Raw genomic sequence first — 18,422 nt, 5'->3', positions numbered from 1 at the left:
AACGACTTTCGTCAAGCGCCCTGTTGCACCCATGTGGTGGCACTGTGCTCGACCTGTGAGTCGAGTTGCCAGTTCGTTTCGGGCGCGGGCTGGGGCGCGGCGAGGGCGGGCAGATGCACCGTGAACACGGTCTGCCCGGGCACGCTGTCCACCGTCACGGCGCCGCCGTGCGCGGTTGCCACGGCCTGCACGATGGCAAGGCCGAGCCCCGTCGAACCGGTGGTGCGGGAACGCGCCGAGTCGCCGCGGGCGAAGCGTTCGAAGACGTGCGGCAGCAGGTCTGCCGGGATGCCCTGACCGTTGTCCTGGACGTCCACGCACAGCCACGGCCCGCGTCGCTGCACCCGTGCGGTGACGGTCGTACCGGGCGCGGTGTGCGTCCGGGCGTTGGCGAGGAGGTTGACGAGGACCTGCTGGAGCCGTGCCGCGTCGGCCGAGACGAGCGCGGGCTCGTCGGGAAGTTCGAGGCGCCAGACATGATCGGGTCCGGCGGCGCGGGCGTCGCTGATGGTGTCGATGACCAGAGGGACCATGTCGGTCTGCTCGAACTGCAACGGGCGGCCCGCGTCGAGCCGGGCGAGCAGGAGCAGGTCCTCGACGAGGAACGTCATCCGGCCGGCCTCGGACTCGATACGTCCGAGGGCGTGCCGGGTGTCGGGCCCGACCTCCTCCCGTCCGCGCCGGGTCAGCTCGGCGTACCCCCTGATGGAGGCGAGGGGCGTACGAAGCTCGTGACTGGCGTCCGCGACGAACTGGCGGACCCGCATCTCGCTCTCCTGGCGGGCGTGCAGGGCGCCATGGACGTGGTTCAGCATCCGGTTGAGCGCGGCCCCGACCTGCCCGACCTCGGTGTGCGGATCCGTTTCGGCCTGCGGCACCCGCTCGCTGAGGTTGACCTCACCGGTGTGCAGGGGCAGCTCCGAGACCCGGGTGGCGGTCGCGGCGACCTTGCGCAGGGGGCGGGTGGCGACTCCCACCATGACGTACCCGGCGATGCCGGCAGCCACGAGCCCGGCCGCGGTGACGCTCAGTTCGACGAGGATGAGGGTGGTGATGGTGCTGTCGGTGTCCTGGGTCGGGATGGCGACGTAGTAGGAACCCTTGCCCCCGGAGACGTACTGGACGAGGTAGTCGCCCAGGCCGGGAAGCTCGACGCTGTGCGACGAACGGTCCTGTGCGACCGTGCCGAGGGCGGCCTCCTGGGCCTCACTCAGGTCCGCGCCCACCATGGGGTTGATGTCGGTGCTGTTGCGGTCCTTCTCGCCGACCTTGGAGTCGGTGATGCTCCCGTTCTCGACCTTTGCGATCACCGTGCCCTGCGGCTGAGGGCCGCGCGTCACGAACTCCTCGAGGTCGACCGTGCCCGAGAGCCCGGTGGTGGTCTGCCCGGGCTGGCTGCCCTTGAGCCCACCCGGTGGCCCGCCCATCCCGGCCGCGCGGCTCGAGACGTCCTTCAGCTTGTCCCCGAGCTGGTCGTACAGATGAGACCGCAGCGCGAGGGTCGTCACCGTGCCGATCACCGCGCAGACGACGGCGATCAGCACGACGGACGCGACGACCAGCCGCGTCCGCAGGGTGCGCGGGTGTCCCGCTCGTCTCTTCTGCGCACGCGGCCGTCGTCGCCCGCTCATGACACAGCGGGCTTGATCAGATACCCGGCGCCGCGCCGGGTGTGGATCATCGGTTCGCGTCCCGCGTCGATCTTCCGCCGCAGGTAGGAGATGTACAGCTCGACGACGTTGGCCTGGCCGCCGAAGTCGTACGACCACACGCGGTCAAGTATCTGGGCTTTGCTGAGCACGCGCCGCGGATTGCGCATGAGGAAGCGCAGCAGCTCGAACTCGGTGGCGGTCAGATGGATGTTGTCCCCGGCCCGCGACACCTCGTGACTGTCCTCGTCGAGGGTGAGGTCCCCGACGACGAGCACGGACTCGGAGCGCCGGTCGGCGGCGCCGGAACGCCGGATGAGACCACGCAGCCGCGCCACGACCTCCTCGAGGCTGAACGGCTTGGTGACGTAGTCGTCGCCGCCCGCGGTGAGGCCGGCGATCCGGTCCTCGACCGCGTCCTTGGCCGTCAGGAACAGCACCGGAACGTCCGGCAGCTCACGGCGCAGCCGCCCCAGGACGGTCAGCCCGTCCATGTCCGGGAGCATCATGTCGAGGACGACGGCGTCGGGCCGGAACTCCCGTGCGGTCTGGATGGCACCCGTGCCGTCGCCCGCGCTCCGGATCTGCCAGCCCTCGTAGCGCAGGGCCATGGACAGCAGTTCGGTGATCGACATCTCGTCGTCCACCACAAGCACTCGGACGGGGCTCCCGTCCGGCCTCAGCAGTTCGGTGCGCCCCTGGGGCGAGGTCGTGGTCATGGTGAACACCTTGGCCGGGCCCCCTGAGAGCACTCTTTCACTAATCTGTGATTTCCCTGAGAAACGCACAGGGACCTCTCAGGCAACAGCTTGGAACCCTTCGCGCCACCGTGACCCCGCAGGACGGTTCGCCCGATACGACCCGCTGTGCGGCCCTCGGGACGGGCGCTCCGTGAGAATCCGCTGGGCGTCCGCCCGAACCGCCGGCTGTGCCTTGCCTGGGCAGAGCCGCACGCCCGGGGGCATGGCTCCACGAGGGCACGCTCCGCCGGGAATCCGAGTCCGCCGGGGCCGGTCCGCGAGCACATGCGAGTCCGTCAAGGGGACGGAGCCGTCAGGGGGACGGGGCCGTCAGCGGGCATCTGGCTGCCAAGGGGACGAATCCGCCGGGGCCCAACTCCGCACCGGGCCCAACTCGGGCCCCTCAGCGCCACACCTGACTCAGGTCCACACCAGCCCAACTCCCCACGCGGCGACACTCCGTGCCCGATTCAGCGCCCGCGCGCATCGACTCTCCTACGCCCTTACGCCCTTACGCCCTTCACCAGGCTTCTCAGAACAACCCGTCCTGACGGTGCTCCTCCGCGACTTCGAAGGCCCGCACGGGAAAGGCGGGCCGGCCGTCCGCTTCCCCAGGCTCCACCGGAACCAGCTGCCACCCCCGCATCAACCGCGTGTCGAGCACGACCACTCCGCCCCCCGTGGCCAGATGCAGATCGGGCCCGGCGGCCGCCACGAGCTCCCCGCTCACCGCACCCCCGGGGATGAGCTCACCCACCTCCCCGAGGGCGGCCGGCGCCCCGGCGAGCCCGAACGCCCCCACGTGATCGACCGGTCGGAACGGCGCACGCTCCAACGATTCGGGCCAGCCGCCCAGTGCCACGGCCCGCCCGTACACCTGACGTATCTCACCGGCCCGTTGCTCCTCAGCTTCGGGCAGCGTGGCCCGCACCGCCCGCTTCTCGGCGTACGGAACGCGGTCCGCAACCCGCAGAGCCGCCCGCAGCAGCTCCTCGGTGCGCCGCGCGGCCATCAGCGGCCCGCTGCCGAGCCAGCTGAAGCAGACGGCGCCCTGCTCCAGCAGCCGCGTCGAGCCCCTTTCACGCGCCGTGATCCCGACCTTCACCAGACCGGGTCCGAACCAGGCGAGATACACGCGGTACGGCCGCGGGTCATCGGCGACCCGGTCCGCGGCGACCGAGTGCGCCCGGTCCAGCCGCGCGCACTCCTCACAGCGCCCGCCCGCACTCCTCCCCGGTACGACCGTCCGCCGCGGGCACGCATGCCCCCGAGCCCCGGCACACTCCCGCACTCCTCCCTCCACCACCCCGAAGGAGACCTGCTTCCCCCAGGACAACGGGCTACGACGCCCCCCGTCCCACATCAGCTCGGGCCCCTGCGCCGACCACCGCAGCCCCGCGCACTTCCATGCCTGTGCCATCACTCACAACGTTAGGCCCAGGCACTGACACCACCGACCTGCCCCCGGGCGCGCGGCCCGCGACCCGGCACCCCACACATCCCGGATGCCCGCCCTCGGCCCACGGGTCCCGCACCCGCATCCCCCACTCCGCCCGTGGCCGCACTCCCGGTGGCTTTCCCCAGCCGGCGAGATGCAGCCCCCAGGTGACCAGGGCGCTCACACCCACGATCACGAGTCCAGCGGCCAGGAGGATCCCGGAAACGGCACACACACCCACCCCCACCACGGCGGTCCCGACGGTCGCGATGCCGACACCCGTCCAGCCGGCGACCGTATGTCCCTCGTCGTACAGATGACCCGCCACTATTCCCTCACTTTCTAAGAAGTTGCAGTCCTTAACCTCTTACAAGGTAAGAGAAATCGAAAGCAGATAACAAGGACCCAGCACGAACGAACCGCGAAGACGCGAACCCGACCGGACGCCGCCCGGACGCCGAGCAGGCCTCGACCGGACCCCGAGCGGATCCAGACCTCTGAGGCAAGGAACAAGAGAGCCCCGAGATGCCAGCCGAGCCGTCACAGCCGCACAGCGGAACCCACACCGGCCGCGGCCGCCCTGCCGCCACCCCCGCGCAAGCACTCGCGGCGATGGACGACCTCATCGCGGCCAGCATGGTCGGCCAGCAGGAGATGGCCCAGCGCCTCGGCCTGAACGTCACCGACCTGACCTGTTTCGCCTATGTCATCCAGGCAGGCGAGAACCTCCTCACCGCCGGCGACCTCGCGGCCCGCGTCCACGTCACCACAGGCGCCGTGACCGGCATCCTCAACCGCCTGGAACGCGCCGGTTACGTCACCCGCCGCCCCGACCCCGAAGACCGCCGCCGGGTCCGCGTCGCCGCGGTCCCCTCCGCGGTCGCCCGCGCGTACACCCTCTACGAGCCGTACTACGTCCGCCTCAACACCCTCTTCGCGGAGTACTCCCCCGAGGAGATCGCCGTCCTGACCGACTGGTTCACCCGCGCCACCACCCTGGCCAACGCCTACCGCGAAGAACTCCGCCTCCACGACACGGACCCCGCACCCCGGCACCCCGACGCATGACGCGCCGCCCGACCGCCTCCCGCCACAACCGACTTGGCGCCCTCCGCCGCGGGGTCTCCTGTGCGTCCTTCTCCTACGCGGTACCGACCGTCAGGGAGTAGTCCACACCGATCGCGAAGTCCGCGGACCGGCCCCGGATGATCAGCGTGTGCTTTCCGGGTCGCAGGGGAGCCAACTGGACCCAGAGCCCGCACCCGGTGGTGCTGAAGCGCTCGTCCGTACCTGTGACGGCATTGCCGTCGACGCCCTGCGCGGTGATCGCCTCCCCGCGGACGGTTTCCGCGTCGACCCGCTCACCGTCCAGGACCGCGGATCCCTCGGCCGCGCTCATGAAGTCCGCGCAGTCCGCCGGGTCGCCCATCCGGTTCACCAGGGGGAACGCGAGAGGTGTCCCGCCTGGGACGCCGCAGGTGCGCTCGGCCTGAGTGCCGAAGGTGCCCGCAAGGAACCACACGTCCCGCGGCTGGTTTCGCCCACACTCGCTTCCGTCCTCGTCAGCGACCGGGTTCGTGCCTTCGGGCTCCGACGCCGCCCAGGTCCACCACCGGCCCTGAAGCGCCGCGGAGGAGAGGCGGCCCTGGGCCGGCGACCGCACCGCGGAAGGCGAAGCCGCGGACCGCTCCGTCCCCTTCGCGTCTTCCGATCCTCCGGATGCTCCGGTCCCACACGCCGCCAGTGCCACCAGCGCCGGCACGACGAGTCCAGCTCTGCCGGCCTTGATCCTCATGAGTCCCCCTCCCCGCCCCACACGGATGCCACGACCCCCCGGTCGCCGTGCGACATGCAGATCGAGGCGCGCCTCGGAACGCACCACGGGGTCGGGTCCGCGCAGTCGGTCGATGACGGCGACGAGCCCGAGCGCCTGTAAGCCGGTCAAGCCGAGGAAGGTCCAGGCGGACCAGTGGGGTCTGCCCTTGGCGGGCACAGTATCGCCTGCCCGGAACCCTCGGGACGAAGATCCGAAGGAACACCTTGGGCCGTCGATACCACCGGTCGGTGTCAGAGACCCTGCCCCCTGCCCCCTGCCCCCTGCGCCCGCCCTCGCCCTCGCTCAGATGCGGTAGACCCCTGTTGGCAGACCGTGGGTGACTCCGTACGGAGTCAAGGCGATGACGCCGGTGCCCCGTGACGAAGTGTCGGGGCCGATGGGGGAGGGGGCTGAGGCCCCAGGAGTCTGCGAGGCCGGCGGCGAGGTCGTGCGCGGCCCCGGTCATCGGACTTCGTACGGGCTGCGTCGAGGGCACGGTGCCCGGTGTCGAACGGGGCCGTTCGTGAGAACAACCTTCCCTCCCCTTCCCTGGTCGAAATGCGTGATCGGCAAGAAGACGAACCGAGGGGGCACGGTCGTGCGCGGCAGTTCCATCAGAAGGCTCAGGGCCCTGACGGGCGTCGCCCTGGCCCTCACAGGGAGCTACGTTCTGGTGTCCTCGGTGCCGCCGCAACAGAGCGTGGACCGGGCAACGAAGGGCTACATGTTGACCCCGGCCGAGTCCGTCGGTCATTACCGGAAGTTCTCGGAGCACCTTCAGGACCTCTCCACCAGGGAGTGCGAGGGGGCACCGTCGAACGCGGACTGCTACGTCGGACGCACCGAGGTGGGTCGTCCGGTCAGGGAGGAGGCGATCGGCGTCGAGGAGCCTGCCGTGGCGCAGGCCCAGTACCAGTACGGGCGCAGAACATTGCTGGTCGACAGCCTCTGGGGCACGATCGCCGACCCGGCCACCGCGCTCGAGAACCTCTTCCGGGCGATCGACGACGGCGACCAGGCGTTCAGCGGCAAGCTGGTCGGCTCCCGCGTGCGGTTCACCCCCGCCGGCACGGACGGCGTTCTGATGGAGTGCCAGGACGCCGACCTCAAGCGCATGGGCTCGGTGAAAACACGCTCTGCCCCGGCGATACGAGTTCCGATTTGCGTCTTGGCCGACTACAGCATCGTGGCCGCTGTGGCGGTCGCTGACTCTCACCAGATCCGCAACGGCTCCCCAGGATTGACCCGGTCCGAGGTGGCCGACCTGGCTGCGGACCTCTACACCTCGTCACGCACCAAGTACTGGCACGGCGTGTGCACTTGGTTGTACTGCAACGGCAAACGAAACGAACAGCCGTACGACTACTGACCTTGGTGATACAGCGTCTGGATCCTCGTCGCGCCTGGTGACACGACCGAGCGGTCATGATCACCTCGGACTGGGGCAGCCATGGGTTCGATTGTCCGCCTCGCCCCCGCCGAGGCAAGCCGGCCACGACGGCGTCTGCGACGACCGACCACGCACGCGTATGCCTCGCCGGCCCCCACAAGCCTCAGCCACGCTGCTGGCTTGTGTCGTCGACCAGGGCAAGCCTCGTCGGCCGGCCCCACGACGATGGCGCGCGAGCCCTCGGCGGTCGGCCCCACCGCCGCCTCGGACCGGATCGACCGGCATCAGCGGCTCGATCCGGTCCCACGTCACCTCAGTGATCACTAACCGAACAGACACATCCGATCAGCTGATGAGCAGGTCAAAAAAGGACATGCTCCAGCTCCCACACCTTCCGGCGTCAAGGCTCTTGCCGCTCGCCTGCGTCAACCGCAGAGGTTTTGCGCCCTCGCCTGGCTGCCCGGATGCGGCCGATGACGGGCCACGCAAGTCCAATAAAGACGCAGATCGCTCCTATGCCCAGGCCCCACCGAATCAACGGCGGCTGGCTTCCGCCCACCGCGCGGACGCCGGCCCAGACCGCTCCGACCGTGAGCCCGATCCCCTGCGGCCACCCTCGATCTTCCTCGGTGTCTGTCATGTCCCCCCTCAGCTTCATGCGTGATGATCCCACTCGCGCCCACCCACCACTCACCCGAGCTTCCATCCCGTCTGCCGTCGGTCCACACACCGTGGAGCGGACGTCATTCAGGGCGTCACATCAGGCGTCTGCCTAGGTGGAGGCGGCTGTGCGGGAGCTGCTCCGGGAACATCCTCGGGGGGCCGCGGCGAATCGCTCATGTGCCGGAACGTTCCGGGACAGTCAGGGCGTCGACGCTCTCATGACCACGGAGGCCCTCGGGCACAGCACGACACGACGATGCTCGACACCTACGCGCACACGTCATGAGCACGACGCTCAAGGCCGCCGCCGATCGGATGGACGACGCACTCGGCGACGCCACCAGAGACGCCATCTTGTAATCGGGCACCTTGCTGACGTCGCCACTGAGGCCGATCTACAGCCTGTCTCCCGGATCAGGCCGCCGGGCGGCGGGCGCGGAGCCGTTGGACGCCCTTCATGGCGTAGCCGGCTGTCATGAGCACGTATCCGGGGACACTGATCCAGAACCAGGATTCCGCCACCACGAGACCCAGTAGCCCGCCGCCAAAGAGCAGCAGGCCACCGACTGCATCCAGCAGGTCGAGACGTGCCTTGAAGCGCACTGCGGAGTCGAGTCCGCGTAGCCGGTGGATGACGGGCATGAGACCGAGGACCTGCACGAGGAACAGGCCGAGAAAGATCCAGGCGAACCAATCGGGTATGTCCACGGCGCGCACTGTATCGCTCGTCCGGAACCCTGGGCGCAAAGATCCAAAAGAGGCAGCAGGCTAGTGCCGCGGCGGGCAACGTTTGCCCGTCAAGGAGCGGCGTCCGGTGGGTGCTCTCGGCGTGCCGGCCGGAAGTCCTCGTACTGGACGTACCTGGGCTTTCGGCCGGTGCGGCGAGAGTGCGTGCCGGGCGTCGCGACGGGGCGAACGTTGCCTGTCGCGGCACTAGTGCTCCAGGCGTAGATCGTGACTTGGCACAGGGTGACGCCGGTCTGTGGGGCTCCGCCTGACGGGCGGTGGCGGGCTACCGAAGTCCGGGCTCGTGCCCCATCGAGATCTGGCACTGAAGTCACCACCAGAGCCGGGAAGTTCCGCGCGGACACCCTGGTCAAGAAGCTGCCCAGGCGAGCCTGGCAGAAGCTGTCCGCAGGAGCCGGGGCGAAGAGGCACCGCTTCTACGACTGGGCCGCCATCGACCTGCCCAACCCCGCCACAGAACAGCCAGCTGCTGATCCGCCGCGATCGCACCACCGGAGAACTCGCCTACTACCGCTGCTACTCACCCGCGCCAGTACCGCTGGCCACGCCGGTACGAGTCGCTGGATCAAGATGGCGAGTGGAAGAGACGTTCCAGTCCGGCAGCTCCAGCCCAAAGCCGTTCCACCCACCTCTGTGGAAAATCTTCCACAGAGTGGAGCTGCTCATGCCATCATTCGCCGGTGGGAAGCGCCGCATTCCCTGCTAGCGGGAAATGTCACGCCAGTAGGGTGAGGAGACCACCCTCCGCTCGTCAAGTAGAAAAATAGACGGCTTTCACCCGGTGAATTTTGCCAAAACTTACCAGGCGAAAGCCGTCTATCCCGTTCATTTAATTTCCGTCGACGTGCGAGCGAAAATTAGGCCAGCGTCAGCACTTCCAGACGCCTGTGACGTTGTCGAAGATGCTCTTGTCGAACTTCTTGTGGCTCTTGACGCCGGCAGGGACCGTGACGCAGTTCGACATGTGGTTCTCCTGGTTCTTGGTGTCGAAGAACTCCACACGGTATTTCACGCTGTGGTTGCAGTGGTTGTTGTAGTAGACGGTGACGGTATTGTTCCCGGGCGTGTACGACGTGTTGAAGCGGTTCACCCTCGGGTTGTTGTCACAGCCCCACGAGGTGTACACGGCGTCGCTTGCCAGCGGAGCAGCAGAGGCCCCAGCCTGCGGCGCGGCGTAGGCAGTGCTCCCGAGCATGGGCAGAGCCAGCACCGCAAGAGCCGTGACCTTGGCACCCATACGAACAGTATTCATTGCGAAATTTCCCCCTGTGAAGAGACCACTTGCACCTGCGCTTGTCGGTCGAGATGAACTCTCGCACGTAAATCGGAACGTCGGCAATCAGCTTGAGCCAAACTTGAGGTGCCGATTTTCGCACCTGGTTGTGTGCGAAATTCGCGCAGTATAGCCCGTCGGCCCAGTCCGACGGTGAAGGCACCGATCCCCCCAATCGTCCCGGTTGCCTATAGGTGTACTGCTCATGGAGTATTTGCGGTGCTTAGACCGCGCCCTACGTGGTTACTGTAGGCGGTCGTTGAATCCGGTACTTTGGCACTTTGCGGCCGCAGCGAACGGCAGGAGCCGGCGGACGGGGAGCGGAAGAGTGCGGGGGCGCTATAAATAAAGGGGACGAGGTGACAGAACACCAGGCCGAGACCGTGTGGCAGAGCCTTCGATCGCCAGGTGGAGGTGGTGCAGGAGGCGAGGGTCTGGGCCGCTCGCGAGGCGGCTTCACCAGCAAGATCCACCTGAGCGCCGACGGGCGCTGCCGACCGATGTTCCTGATCGTCACTCCCGGCCAACGCGCGGACTGCACCCAGTTCGTGTCGGTACTGGAGAAGATCCGGGTTTCCCGCCTCGCGCCGGGCAGGCCCCGCAAGAAGCCGGACAGCCTCGCGGCCGATAAGGCCTACAGCAACGGCCCCTGCCGTCAGTACCTGCGACGCCGGGGGATCCGGTACACGATCCCGGAGAAGGCGGACAGCCAGGCCGCCTGCGCAAAGGCTCCCGCGGTGGACGGCCACCCGGATTCGACGAGGACCGGTACAAGAAGCGCAACACCGCCGAACGCGCCGTCAATAAGCTGAAGAAGTCGAGGGCCGTGGCTACCCGCCACGACAAACGCGGCTACGTGTTCCTCGGTACCGTCGATGCCGCAGCCCTGATCAGTTCGGTCAGGCTCCAGGCCCCAATTCACCGCGATCGCCTGATCGCCCGGACAGCTCCTGCTCAGCGCGCGCAACGGATCGCTGACCGGAAGGGGGCGGACAACACCAGGAAGGGGACGGGCCAAGGCCTCGACTTCACCACCCGGAACGGAACCCCCATCGAGCCGCGCAACCTCAACCGCCCCTTCGAGGCCCTGTCCATCCGGGCCGGCGTCCGCAAGGTCCGCTTTCACGACCTGCGCCACACGTGCGCGTCGCTCCCCCACGAACAGGCGCGGATGACCGCATGATCATGGAAGTCCTGGGCCACAGCTCGATCCGCGTGACCATGGACATCTACACCTTCGTGCGCCTCGACTCGCAGCGCTCGGCGTTCGACAGCGTCGGGGATGCCCTGAGGTGTGACGGCAACGATCCGGACCATGACGACGGCGCGGCCGGTGTCCCGGTGACCGTCTGATCAGCTCGCAAAGGCGGTTGCCGTCAAACGCTGCCGTCAAGGCAAAAGCCAGAGGCCCTAAGGACTGATCCTTAGGGCCTCTGGGCAGCTGTGCACTCGGCAGGATTCGAACCTGCAACCTTCTGATCCGTAGTCAGATGCTCTATCCGTTAAGCTACGAGTGCTTGTTTATTCGGTTTTTCTGTCTTCGCTCTCGGCCCTTCCGGCCCGCTCGCGGCGACAGGAAGAACATTACATGACTGCCGCCGACATGTGAAATCCGTTTGCCATACCGCTTGTGAGCTGCGAAAACGCCTCTCTGAGGGTCCGTGAGGGGCCCGGGTGCGGGAGGCGGGAACGACGAAGCCCCGGTCGAGTGGACCGGGGCTTCGGTGATCACGCGGAGGCGGAGGGATTTGAACCCTCGATGGGATTGAAGTCCCAAACCGCATTAGCAGTGCGGCGCCATAGACCGGACTAGGCGACGCCTCCAGCACAGCCGCTCGCGTGTGTGCGAGTGGTGCGTGCAGATGATGACACAGTCGAGCGGTGTGTCACCAATCGCCGTCCACGGTACTAGGCAGGTGGGCCGCAGGGCAAAGCGCTTGTCGCGGCGCAACGTCGTCCGGCGTGCGGCGTTAGTCCTGTCATGTTCCAGGTCACACCGCTCCGACGGCTCGCCGTCGCCGCCTCCGCCGCCTGTGCCGTCATGGTCGCCTCGTCGGCCGCCGGGCCCGTCACCGCGTACGCCGGGACGGCCGAGGCCGTCACGGCCGGCACCGCTCTGACGCCGCTCGGCGGCAACGCCTCGCTCGCGCCTCCGCCCGTCCAGGAGGAGGACCGGGTCTCCGGTGATCACCTCACCGTCACCGTCCGGCACGCCGGCGGACGGGCCGACGGGACGTTCGAGGTGTACTGCCACCCGGAGCGTGGCAGTCACCCGGACGTGGGAAGCGCCTGTCGCGCCGTTGACCGCAACAGCCGATGGGGCAGGGACACCTTCGCGCCCGCGCCCAGCGGCGGTGTGTGCACCATGCGGTACGGCGGGCCGGCCACCGCCCACGTCACGGGCCGGTGGGCCGGACGCCCGGTCGACGCGACGTACGACCGCAGCAACGGCTGCCAGATCGAGCGGTGGGACCGGCTTGTGCCACTGCTGCCCGATCTTCGTCCGGCCGCCCGCTGACGCCACGACGGCCACGGCCAGGACGGGCAGGGCCACGACGGGTACGACCACGGCTACGAACGCCACGGTCAGACGTGCCCCGCCCCTTCCTCCTCACCCGCCCCTGTGCCAGGCCCCGGGGGGCCGTCGCCCCGATTCGCCTCCGCCCCGCCGCGCCCCGCACTGCCCCGCGTCCCTCCCCGTTCGTGCGTTCGTGCGTGGACAGGTGGTACGTGGCGGAAGCACCGGTTCCGTAAAGGTCGCGCGAAGGTCTCGCGCGATCCGAGGGGCGGCGGGGCGGGCGCGGGAGCGGGTCTTCCTGCACAGGGAGGGGTCACGACCGGTGAGGACACACGTTCTGTGTCACCTCGCAGTGCGAGCTCCCTCTCATCCGGCGCCGCCGACGGGACCCCAGCCCTTAGACTCCCTCGCGTGACACGGTGCGGGCCGGTTGGCAAGATGGCCCGAACGGTCGGCAAGGTGCGGTAACAGGGAGGAAGCGACTCGTGAGCAGCAGGCCATCCCGAGGCGCTGCTCGCCTCGCAGCCATACTCGACGCGCTTCCCGATGCGTTGTTGCTGGTCAACGCCAACGGGACGGTCGTCAACGCGAACACCATCGCGCTCGAGGCCTTCGAGACGCCGGGTACGGCTCTGGTGGGGCGGGGGCTGCTGGATCTGCTGCCGCAGTTCGACTCCAAACTCATCCCGGGGTCCATGCGGCGGCCCGATCACATGGACCCGCGCGGCCGGACCAAGCCGACGCGGATGGTGGCGCGCCGCACCGACGGCACCGACTTCCCGGTCGAGGTGACCAGCGCCAACCTCGAGAACGGCCAGCAGGCCTACGACGGCTACGGCTACTCCTCCGCCTCCGACGAACTGCTGATGCTGGTTGTACGCGACCTGTCGGGCACCGTCGACACCGAGGCCGAGCTGGCGCGCTCGCAGCGGCAGACGGAGATGATCCTGCGGGCCGCGTCCGAGGGCGTCGTCGGGACCGACACCGACGGACGGATCGTCCTCGTCAATCCGGCCGCCGCCCAGATACTGGGATACCGGGCGAGCGATCTCGGCGCCAAGGAGCTGCACACCCTCGTGCTGCACTCGCGCGCCGACGGCTCGCCGTTCCCGTACGACGAGTCGCCGCTCGCCGACACCCTGCGCTCCGGGCGCAAGCACCGGGTGCGCGGGCAGGTGCTGTGGTCCAAGAGCGGGGACAGGGTCGCCGTCGATCTGACGACCGCACCCGTGCGGGACGGCGACCAGCTCGTCGGCGCCGTCATGACCTTCACCGACCGGCGGCCCTTCGACGCCCTCGCCGAGGAGAAGGACGGCGTCGAGAAGCGGCACGCGGAGGAGATGGAGAAGCTCTCCGAGGAGCACGCCTCCGACCTCACCGCGCTGCGCCAGCAGCACGTCACCGAGCTCGAGGAGCTGCGCGAGCAGCACGAGGAGGAGGTCGCGGCCGGCGAGGAACGCTATGCCGCGCTCGCGGAGCGGGAGAAGGACCGGTACGAGGCGCTCGCCGGGCGGCACGAGCAGCTGCTCACCCTGCTCGGGGGCTCCCTGCGCGGTCCGCTGGACGAGCTGCGCCGCGAGCTGGCCGCGCTCGCCGCGGACGACGCCGGTCAGCTCTGGCCCGAGGCCAACCAGGTGCTCCATCACCTGTCGGCCGGCTACTCGCGGATCACCACGCTCATCGACAACGTCCTCGGTTACCAGCGTCTCGACACCGGGTCGGAGGTCATCGCCCGGACGAAGGTGATGCTCGACGCCGTCGTCGCCGCCGGTGTCGACGGCGCCGTGGATCTCATCGGGCCGGGTCGGGTGCAGTTCGCCGTGCACGCGCCGCCCATCGAGGCCGAGGTCGACGCGCGGCTCCTCGCGACCGCGCTCGCGCATCTCGTCGCCGACGTCGCGGGCGTCGACGCCACGGGCAACGCGCCCGTCTCGGCGGGCGGTTACATGGACAACACGGTCGTGGTCGCGGCCGCCCAGCGCGGCGAGGTCGTCCGCATCGAGGTGCGCGGGCCGTACGCCGGCGGCGACCCCGTGCACGAACCGATCGTGCGGGGGATCGTGCGGGCGCACGGCGGCGTGCTCCAGACGCACGAGGTGCCGGGCATGAGCGGCAGCGCCTACGTGCTCGAGGTGCCGCTGGGCGGTGGCGCGGGCGCCATGGCGGCTCCTGCCGTCTCCTCGGCCCTGCCCGCTCTCGCGGCCGGCCCGGACGCGGTTCCGGCAGCTCCGCCGGCCGCGGCGGTCCCAGCAGGCTCGGCGGCTGCGATGGAGGAGGTTCCCGGCGAGTACGGCGCCGGTGGGCGCCGCCGGGCCCGGCGGTCCTCCGTGGACGCCTTCCTGGACGGTGACGTCCCGGGCGCCGACGGCGGCGCCGACGCGGACGCAGTCGTTCCCACCGGACGGCGGCGCAGGCGGGCCGCGTCCGCCGCGGCGGACGAGCTGCCGGGTGACGTGTCGCCCGCCACCGACGAGGCGGACGCTGTGGAGGGCTCCGGCGGTGACGGCGGTACCGGGCGGCGGCGTGGTCGGTCGGCCGAGGTCGCCGTCGTCGGGGCGGAGGCGGGGGCGGCTCCCGGGGTCGACGCGGGGGTGAGCGAGGGCGCGGTCGTCACCGCCGCCGAGCACGCGGCGGGGACCGCGGCCTCCGGTACGGGACTTGGCGGCACGGTTCCGCCGCAGGGTGTACCGGCGCCGGACGGCCGGCGGGCCCGGCATGCCCCGGCGGGCCTGCAACCTCAGAACGCGTTGCCGTCCGCGCTGCCTGCGCTCGCAGGCCCACCGGCCGAGGCCTCCGGGCCGGGAAACGGCACGGGAGCGGGAGCGGGCACCGGCACGGGTACGGATGCCGGGGCGGAGGTGGAGGCTGAGGACGGGCAGCCGACGGGGCGCCGACGGCGTGCCCTGGCCGCCGCGAACGAGCGCGCCGCCGCGCAGGAGGCGGGCCCCCGTGCGGTGTTCGCCCTGCCGCCCGCGGAGGCGGACCGGGTGACGGACGGTCCCGTCGGCGCAGCGCCGGCCGGCCAGGCCCGGGGACCGGTCCCGGCACCGGGTTCGATGCCCGACGCCGTTCCGGGTTCGGCTCCCGGTCCCGTTCCGGGCTCCGTCCCGGCACCGGCACCGGCACCGGCTGCGGGAAGGGTGCAGGCGCCCTCGCAAGGCCAGGTACCCGGCCAGGTCCCGATTCCTGGTCAGGCACTGATTCCCGGTCAGGCCCCGATGCCTGCCCAGGCTCTGGAACCCGTGCAGGCACAGGGTCAGTTCCCCGTGCAGGGCGCCGCCGCCGCGGACTCCGCGATCGATCACGGGCGGCACGACGCCGTCCCGCACGACCAGGCCGACGACCACACCCCGCCCCAGCCGCACCCCACGAGCGCGCCCACGGGCCGCCGTCGACGGGCGGTCGCCCAACCGGCGGAAGCCGCCGTCCCGGCCCAGGCGCAGTCCCGACCGCAGCAGCCGCAGGCCGGTGGCCACCAGGTTGTTCCGGCGCAGGGGGGCGCCCAGCGGTCTGCCGCTGCCGCCGCTCAGCCGCCTGCCGCCCCTGTGCCCGGCCCTGGGCAGTCGGCCGCGGGTCGGCCCGTTCCCGCACCGGCGGCCCCCGGCCTGCCGATCCCCGGGCAGCCGGGGCAGGTCGCGGCGGCCGGGGCCCGGCCGGGCACTGCCGCCGTACCGAATCCGGCCGGGCAGGGTCAGCCGCTCCCGGCCGAAGCGGGCCGGGTTCCCTCGGCCCCGCAGCCCGCGCCGGTGGCGGCGACGCCGAGCGGAGGCACCCCGCTTCCGCCCGAGGCCGCCGTCGGGCAGCCGCGGGCGGCGCAGCCGTTGCCCGCCGAGTCCGGGGCGGGCCGGCCCATGGACCCCAACTCGACGCAGGGGCGGGCGATCAGCGTGCGCACCCTGGGACAGGGCGTGCCCTTCACCCGGCAGGCCGTGCAGGTACAGCAGGCCCAACAGGTTCAGCAGGCACTCCAGCTTCAGCAGGCGCAGGCGCAGCAGGCTCAGGCGATGCGTCAGTCGCAGCCGGGGCTGCCGTCGGCGCAGTCCTCGGCAACACCGGCCCCGCACGCCCCGGGTGGGTCCGGGCGGCGCCGCAAGCTGGGCACTCCGCCCGACCCGGCGACGCGCCCCGAGCAGACGGCCCGTCCGCACCCGTCGGCCGAGCAGCCCGCCGCCGCGCAGGCCCCGACGGCGGCACAGCCCGTCCCGGCCCCCGTCGCGCCGCACGGAGCGGAACCCGCACCCGGACCCGGGTCGACGCCCGTCCCGCATCCCTCCCTCGCGGGGCAGACGCGCCTCGCCCCCGGTGGGCCGGGCACCGAGGGCGCCGGACGGTCGTACGCCATAGGGGCCCCGGACGAGAACGCCGCCGAGGGACCCGAGCCGCTGGACGGGCCCGGCGGGGCCGTCGAGGTGGCGGATCCCCCGCGCCCGCAGCCACTGGACGACGAGCTGCCGCCCGAGCCGCTGGACAACCCGCGTCGGCTGCTGGTCTGGCCCGCGCCGGACGTCCATACACAGCAGGCGCTCAGCGACCGCGGCTACCGGCCGGTGATCGTGCAGTCGCGCGAGGAGGTCGACGCGCAGATCGCCGCTTTCCCGGCCGCGCTGTTCGTGGACCCGCTGACCGGGCCGATCACCCGTACCGCGTTGCAGTCGCTGCGTACGGCAGCGGTGGCCGCCGAGGTTCCGGTGCTGGTCACGGCCGGGCTCGGGCAGGCGACGCGCGAGGCGGCCTACGGCGCCGACCCCGCCGTCCTGCTGAAGGCGCTGGCGCCGCGCGACAGCGAGCAGCATCCACCGCGGGTGCTGCTCATCGAGGAGCACGCCGAGATCGCCCTCGCACTGACCTCGACGCTGGAGCGGCGCGGGATGCAGGTGGCGCGCGCGGCGAGCGACGCGGATGCCGTCACGCTCGCGGGGCAGCTGCGGCCGAACCTGGTCGTCATGGACCTGATGCAGGTGCACCGCCACCAGTCCGGGATCCTGGACTGGCTACGCGCGAACGGCCAGCTCAACCGCACTCCCCTGGTCGTCTACACGGCCGCCGTCGACCAGGCGGACCTGCCGCGGCTGGCGTCGGGGGAGACGGTCCTCTTCCTGGCCGAGCGGTCGACGAGCCCGGAGGTGCAGAGCAGGATCGTGGACCTGCTGGCCCGGATCGGCACCAACTAGCCCGGGCCAGGGTTCGGTCCCGTCGCTGCCGCGGCTGCGCTTCGGCCCCGGCAGCGAGGTCGGGCGCGGCTCCGGCTTCGGCCGCGTCCTTGCCCCCGGCCGCGGCAAAGACCCTTCGGCGGTGACACTGGCTGTGGCTACGACCGCGGCTGCGGCTGTGGCTGTGGCTGTGGCTACGACCGCGGCTTACCCTCCGGCATGGCTATGGCGCGATCAGCCGCCGTGCCGCCTCCTTGACGGAGGCGCGCAGACGATTGCTGTCGGTGCCCTCGGGGTCCGTGAGGATGCGGCTCAACTGCGGTACGGAAGCGGACCAGTTGGCCATAGCGATCAGCAGGAAGAAGAGATCGCCGGCCGGGATCGCGTCGGAGATCACGCCGCGGTCCTGGCCGTCCTGCACGGCGGCGACCTTGCGCGCGTAGTGCTCCTGCCGTTCCGCCTCGTCGGGCAACTCGGTACGGCCGTACTCGATGCCCTCCCAGTGCAGGAGGCGCAGCAGCTCGGGGTGGGCCGCGTGGTACTCCATCACCCGGTCGAGCCAGCCCTCGATGTCGTCCGGATCGACGGGGACGGCGGCGGCGAGCTCCACCATGCGACGGCCGAGGACCTGTGAGAACAGCTCGGCCTTGTTGCCGAAGTAGGCGTAGATGAGCTGCTTGTTCGCCTTGGCCTCGGCGGCGATGCGGTCGATGCGGGCACCCGCGATGCCGTGCCGGGCGAACTCCGTGACGGCGGCTTCGAAGATCCGGGCGCGGGTGGCCTCGGGATCCCTGGTGGTTGCCATGGGTACAGCCTAGCGAGAGCCACAACCAACTAGTTGGTTGACAGGGAATTCGCGCTCCGCCCAGACTGTTGCCCGTTCGTTCCAACCAACTGGTTGGTTATCGGATCCATCCGGATCTGCCAGTTCCACAGTCGGCCGAAGGAGCGCCTCCGCCATGCCGTCCCGCACCACGGAGAACCAGGCAGCACAGGAAGCCGGGGGAGCCCGGGAACATCGAGAAGCCACAGAGGCCG

At 70.4% G+C, this 18,422-nt stretch carries 14 protein-coding genes, 2 tRNA genes and 2 pseudogenes; 8 read left to right on the top strand and 10 right to left on the bottom strand.

From position 1 onward, the window contains the following. Positions 1-11: 11 nt before the first annotated feature. From OHS71_RS21625 to OHS71_RS21610, 4 genes are all read right to left on the bottom strand, one after another. Entirely contained in the window at positions 12-1,631 is a 1,620-nt protein-coding gene (locus OHS71_RS21625) for an ATP-binding protein (protein WP_328481020.1), read from the bottom strand. After that, on the bottom strand, positions 1,628-2,368 hold the full coding sequence (locus tag OHS71_RS21620; RefSeq protein WP_328481019.1) for a response regulator transcription factor: 741 nt from the start codon (positions 2,366-2,368) through the stop codon (positions 1,628-1,630). The genes OHS71_RS21625 and OHS71_RS21620 overlap by 4 nt, the downstream gene beginning before the upstream one ends. 553 nt (positions 2,369-2,921) lie before the next feature. Then, complete coding sequence (locus tag OHS71_RS21615) at positions 2,922-3,809, bottom strand: DUF2797 domain-containing protein (RefSeq protein ID WP_328481018.1); 888 nt, start codon at positions 3,807-3,809, stop codon at positions 2,922-2,924. Further along, positions 3,730-4,155: an HGxxPAAW family protein gene (locus tag OHS71_RS21610; RefSeq protein ID WP_328481017.1), complete on the bottom strand. Its 426-nt coding sequence runs from the start codon at positions 4,153-4,155 to the stop codon at positions 3,730-3,732. The genes OHS71_RS21615 and OHS71_RS21610 overlap by 80 nt, the downstream gene beginning before the upstream one ends. Positions 4,156-4,352: 197 nt before the next feature. Here OHS71_RS21610 and OHS71_RS21605 point away from each other — a divergent pair, with 197 nt between their 5' ends. Next, positions 4,353-4,895: a MarR family winged helix-turn-helix transcriptional regulator gene (locus OHS71_RS21605; RefSeq protein WP_328481016.1), complete on the top strand. Its 543-nt coding sequence runs from the start codon at positions 4,353-4,355 to the stop codon at positions 4,893-4,895. A 73-nt stretch (positions 4,896-4,968) separates the two neighbouring features. On the opposite strand, the gene OHS71_RS21600 is transcribed toward OHS71_RS21605, so the two are convergent. After that, positions 4,969-5,349, bottom strand: a complete 381-nt coding sequence (locus OHS71_RS21600; protein WP_328481015.1) for a hypothetical protein — start codon at positions 5,347-5,349, stop codon at positions 4,969-4,971. 892 nt (positions 5,350-6,241) lie between these two features. Here OHS71_RS21600 and OHS71_RS21595 point away from each other — a divergent pair. Next, entirely contained in the window at positions 6,242-7,012 is a 771-nt protein-coding gene (locus OHS71_RS21595; RefSeq protein ID WP_328481014.1) for a hypothetical protein, read from the top strand. Positions 7,013-8,110: 1,098 nt separating this feature from the next. Here OHS71_RS21595 and OHS71_RS21590 read toward each other — a convergent pair. Further along, positions 8,111-8,404: a hypothetical protein gene (locus OHS71_RS21590; RefSeq protein WP_328481013.1), complete on the bottom strand. Its 294-nt coding sequence runs from the start codon at positions 8,402-8,404 to the stop codon at positions 8,111-8,113. Positions 8,405-8,749: 345 nt separating this feature from the next. On the opposite strand from OHS71_RS21590, the pseudogene OHS71_RS21585 reads away from it, so the two are divergent. After that, positions 8,750-9,044 (top strand): annotated as a pseudogene (locus OHS71_RS21585) (IS701 family transposase); the annotation flags it as partial. A 267-nt stretch (positions 9,045-9,311) separates the two neighbouring features. Here OHS71_RS21585 and OHS71_RS21580 read toward each other — a convergent pair. Next, positions 9,312-9,680: a hypothetical protein gene (locus tag OHS71_RS21580; RefSeq protein WP_328481012.1), complete on the bottom strand. Its 369-nt coding sequence runs from the start codon at positions 9,678-9,680 to the stop codon at positions 9,312-9,314. 470 nt (positions 9,681-10,150) lie between these two features. Here OHS71_RS21580 and OHS71_RS21575 point away from each other — a divergent pair. The 3 genes and pseudogenes from OHS71_RS21575 to OHS71_RS21565 form a co-directional block, all read left to right on the top strand. Continuing rightward, positions 10,151-10,563 (top strand): annotated as a pseudogene (locus OHS71_RS21575) (transposase); the annotation flags it as partial. Then, positions 10,543-10,899, top strand: coding sequence for a hypothetical protein (locus OHS71_RS21570; RefSeq protein ID WP_328484822.1), 357 nt, complete (start codon positions 10,543-10,545; stop codon positions 10,897-10,899). The pseudogene OHS71_RS21575 and the gene OHS71_RS21570, both read left to right, overlap by 21 nt. Continuing rightward, the gene (locus OHS71_RS21565) at positions 10,896-11,069 is read left to right on the top strand and encodes an integrase (RefSeq protein WP_328481011.1); all 174 of its coding nucleotides are present in this window, start codon (positions 10,896-10,898) and stop codon (positions 11,067-11,069) included. The genes OHS71_RS21570 and OHS71_RS21565 overlap by 4 nt, the downstream gene beginning before the upstream one ends. A gap of 91 nt (positions 11,070-11,160) precedes the next feature. On the opposite strand, the gene OHS71_RS21560 is transcribed toward OHS71_RS21565, so the two are convergent. Together OHS71_RS21560 and OHS71_RS21555 are read right to left on the bottom strand one after the other, a co-directional pair. Further along, positions 11,161-11,233 (bottom strand) — tRNA-Arg (locus OHS71_RS21560). Positions 11,234-11,449: 216 nt separating this feature from the next. Next, a tRNA-Ser gene (locus tag OHS71_RS21555) sits at positions 11,450-11,540 on the bottom strand. A 157-nt stretch (positions 11,541-11,697) separates the two neighbouring features. On the opposite strand from OHS71_RS21555, the gene OHS71_RS21550 reads away from it, so the two are divergent. Further along, positions 11,698-12,234 (top strand): SSI family serine proteinase inhibitor, encoded by a 537-nt coding sequence (locus OHS71_RS21550; protein ID WP_328481010.1) that lies wholly within the window; start codon positions 11,698-11,700, stop codon positions 12,232-12,234. A 485-nt stretch (positions 12,235-12,719) separates the two neighbouring features. Continuing rightward, positions 12,720-17,405, top strand: coding sequence for a hybrid sensor histidine kinase/response regulator (locus tag OHS71_RS21545; protein ID WP_328481009.1), 4,686 nt, complete (start codon positions 12,720-12,722; stop codon positions 17,403-17,405). 202 nt (positions 17,406-17,607) lie between these two features. On the opposite strand, the gene OHS71_RS21540 is transcribed toward OHS71_RS21545, so the two are convergent. Then, positions 17,608-18,189: a TetR family transcriptional regulator gene (locus tag OHS71_RS21540; RefSeq protein ID WP_328481008.1), complete on the bottom strand. Its 582-nt coding sequence runs from the start codon at positions 18,187-18,189 to the stop codon at positions 17,608-17,610. Positions 18,190-18,422 lie beyond the last annotated feature (233 nt).

Origin of the sequence: Streptomyces sp. NBC_00377, assembly GCF_036075115.1 — a bacterium.
Lineage (GTDB): Bacteria > Actinomycetota > Actinomycetes > Streptomycetales > Streptomycetaceae > Streptomyces.
This window is presented reverse-complemented; position numbering and strand designations above follow the sequence as displayed.

Excerpts from the sequence above, each read along its gene's own strand:
- OHS71_RS21625 (WP_328481020.1), bottom strand. The coding sequence starts at position 1,631 with ATGAGCGGGCGACGACGGCCGCGTGCGCAGAAGAGACGAGCGGGACAC.
- OHS71_RS21620 (WP_328481019.1), bottom strand. The coding sequence starts at position 2,368 with ATGACCACGACCTCGCCCCAGGGGCGCACCGAACTGCTGAGGCCGGAC.
- OHS71_RS21615 (WP_328481018.1), bottom strand. The coding sequence starts at position 3,809 with ATGGCACAGGCATGGAAGTGCGCGGGGCTGCGGTGGTCGGCGCAGGGG.
- OHS71_RS21605 (WP_328481016.1), top strand. The coding sequence starts at position 4,353 with ATGCCAGCCGAGCCGTCACAGCCGCACAGCGGAACCCACACCGGCCGC.
- OHS71_RS21580 (WP_328481012.1), bottom strand. The coding sequence starts at position 9,680 with ATGGGTGCCAAGGTCACGGCTCTTGCGGTGCTGGCTCTGCCCATGCTC.
- OHS71_RS21565 (WP_328481011.1), top strand. The coding sequence starts at position 10,896 with ATGATCATGGAAGTCCTGGGCCACAGCTCGATCCGCGTGACCATGGAC.
- OHS71_RS21550 (WP_328481010.1), top strand. The coding sequence starts at position 11,698 with ATGTTCCAGGTCACACCGCTCCGACGGCTCGCCGTCGCCGCCTCCGCC.
- OHS71_RS21540 (WP_328481008.1), bottom strand. The coding sequence starts at position 18,189 with ATGGCAACCACCAGGGATCCCGAGGCCACCCGCGCCCGGATCTTCGAA.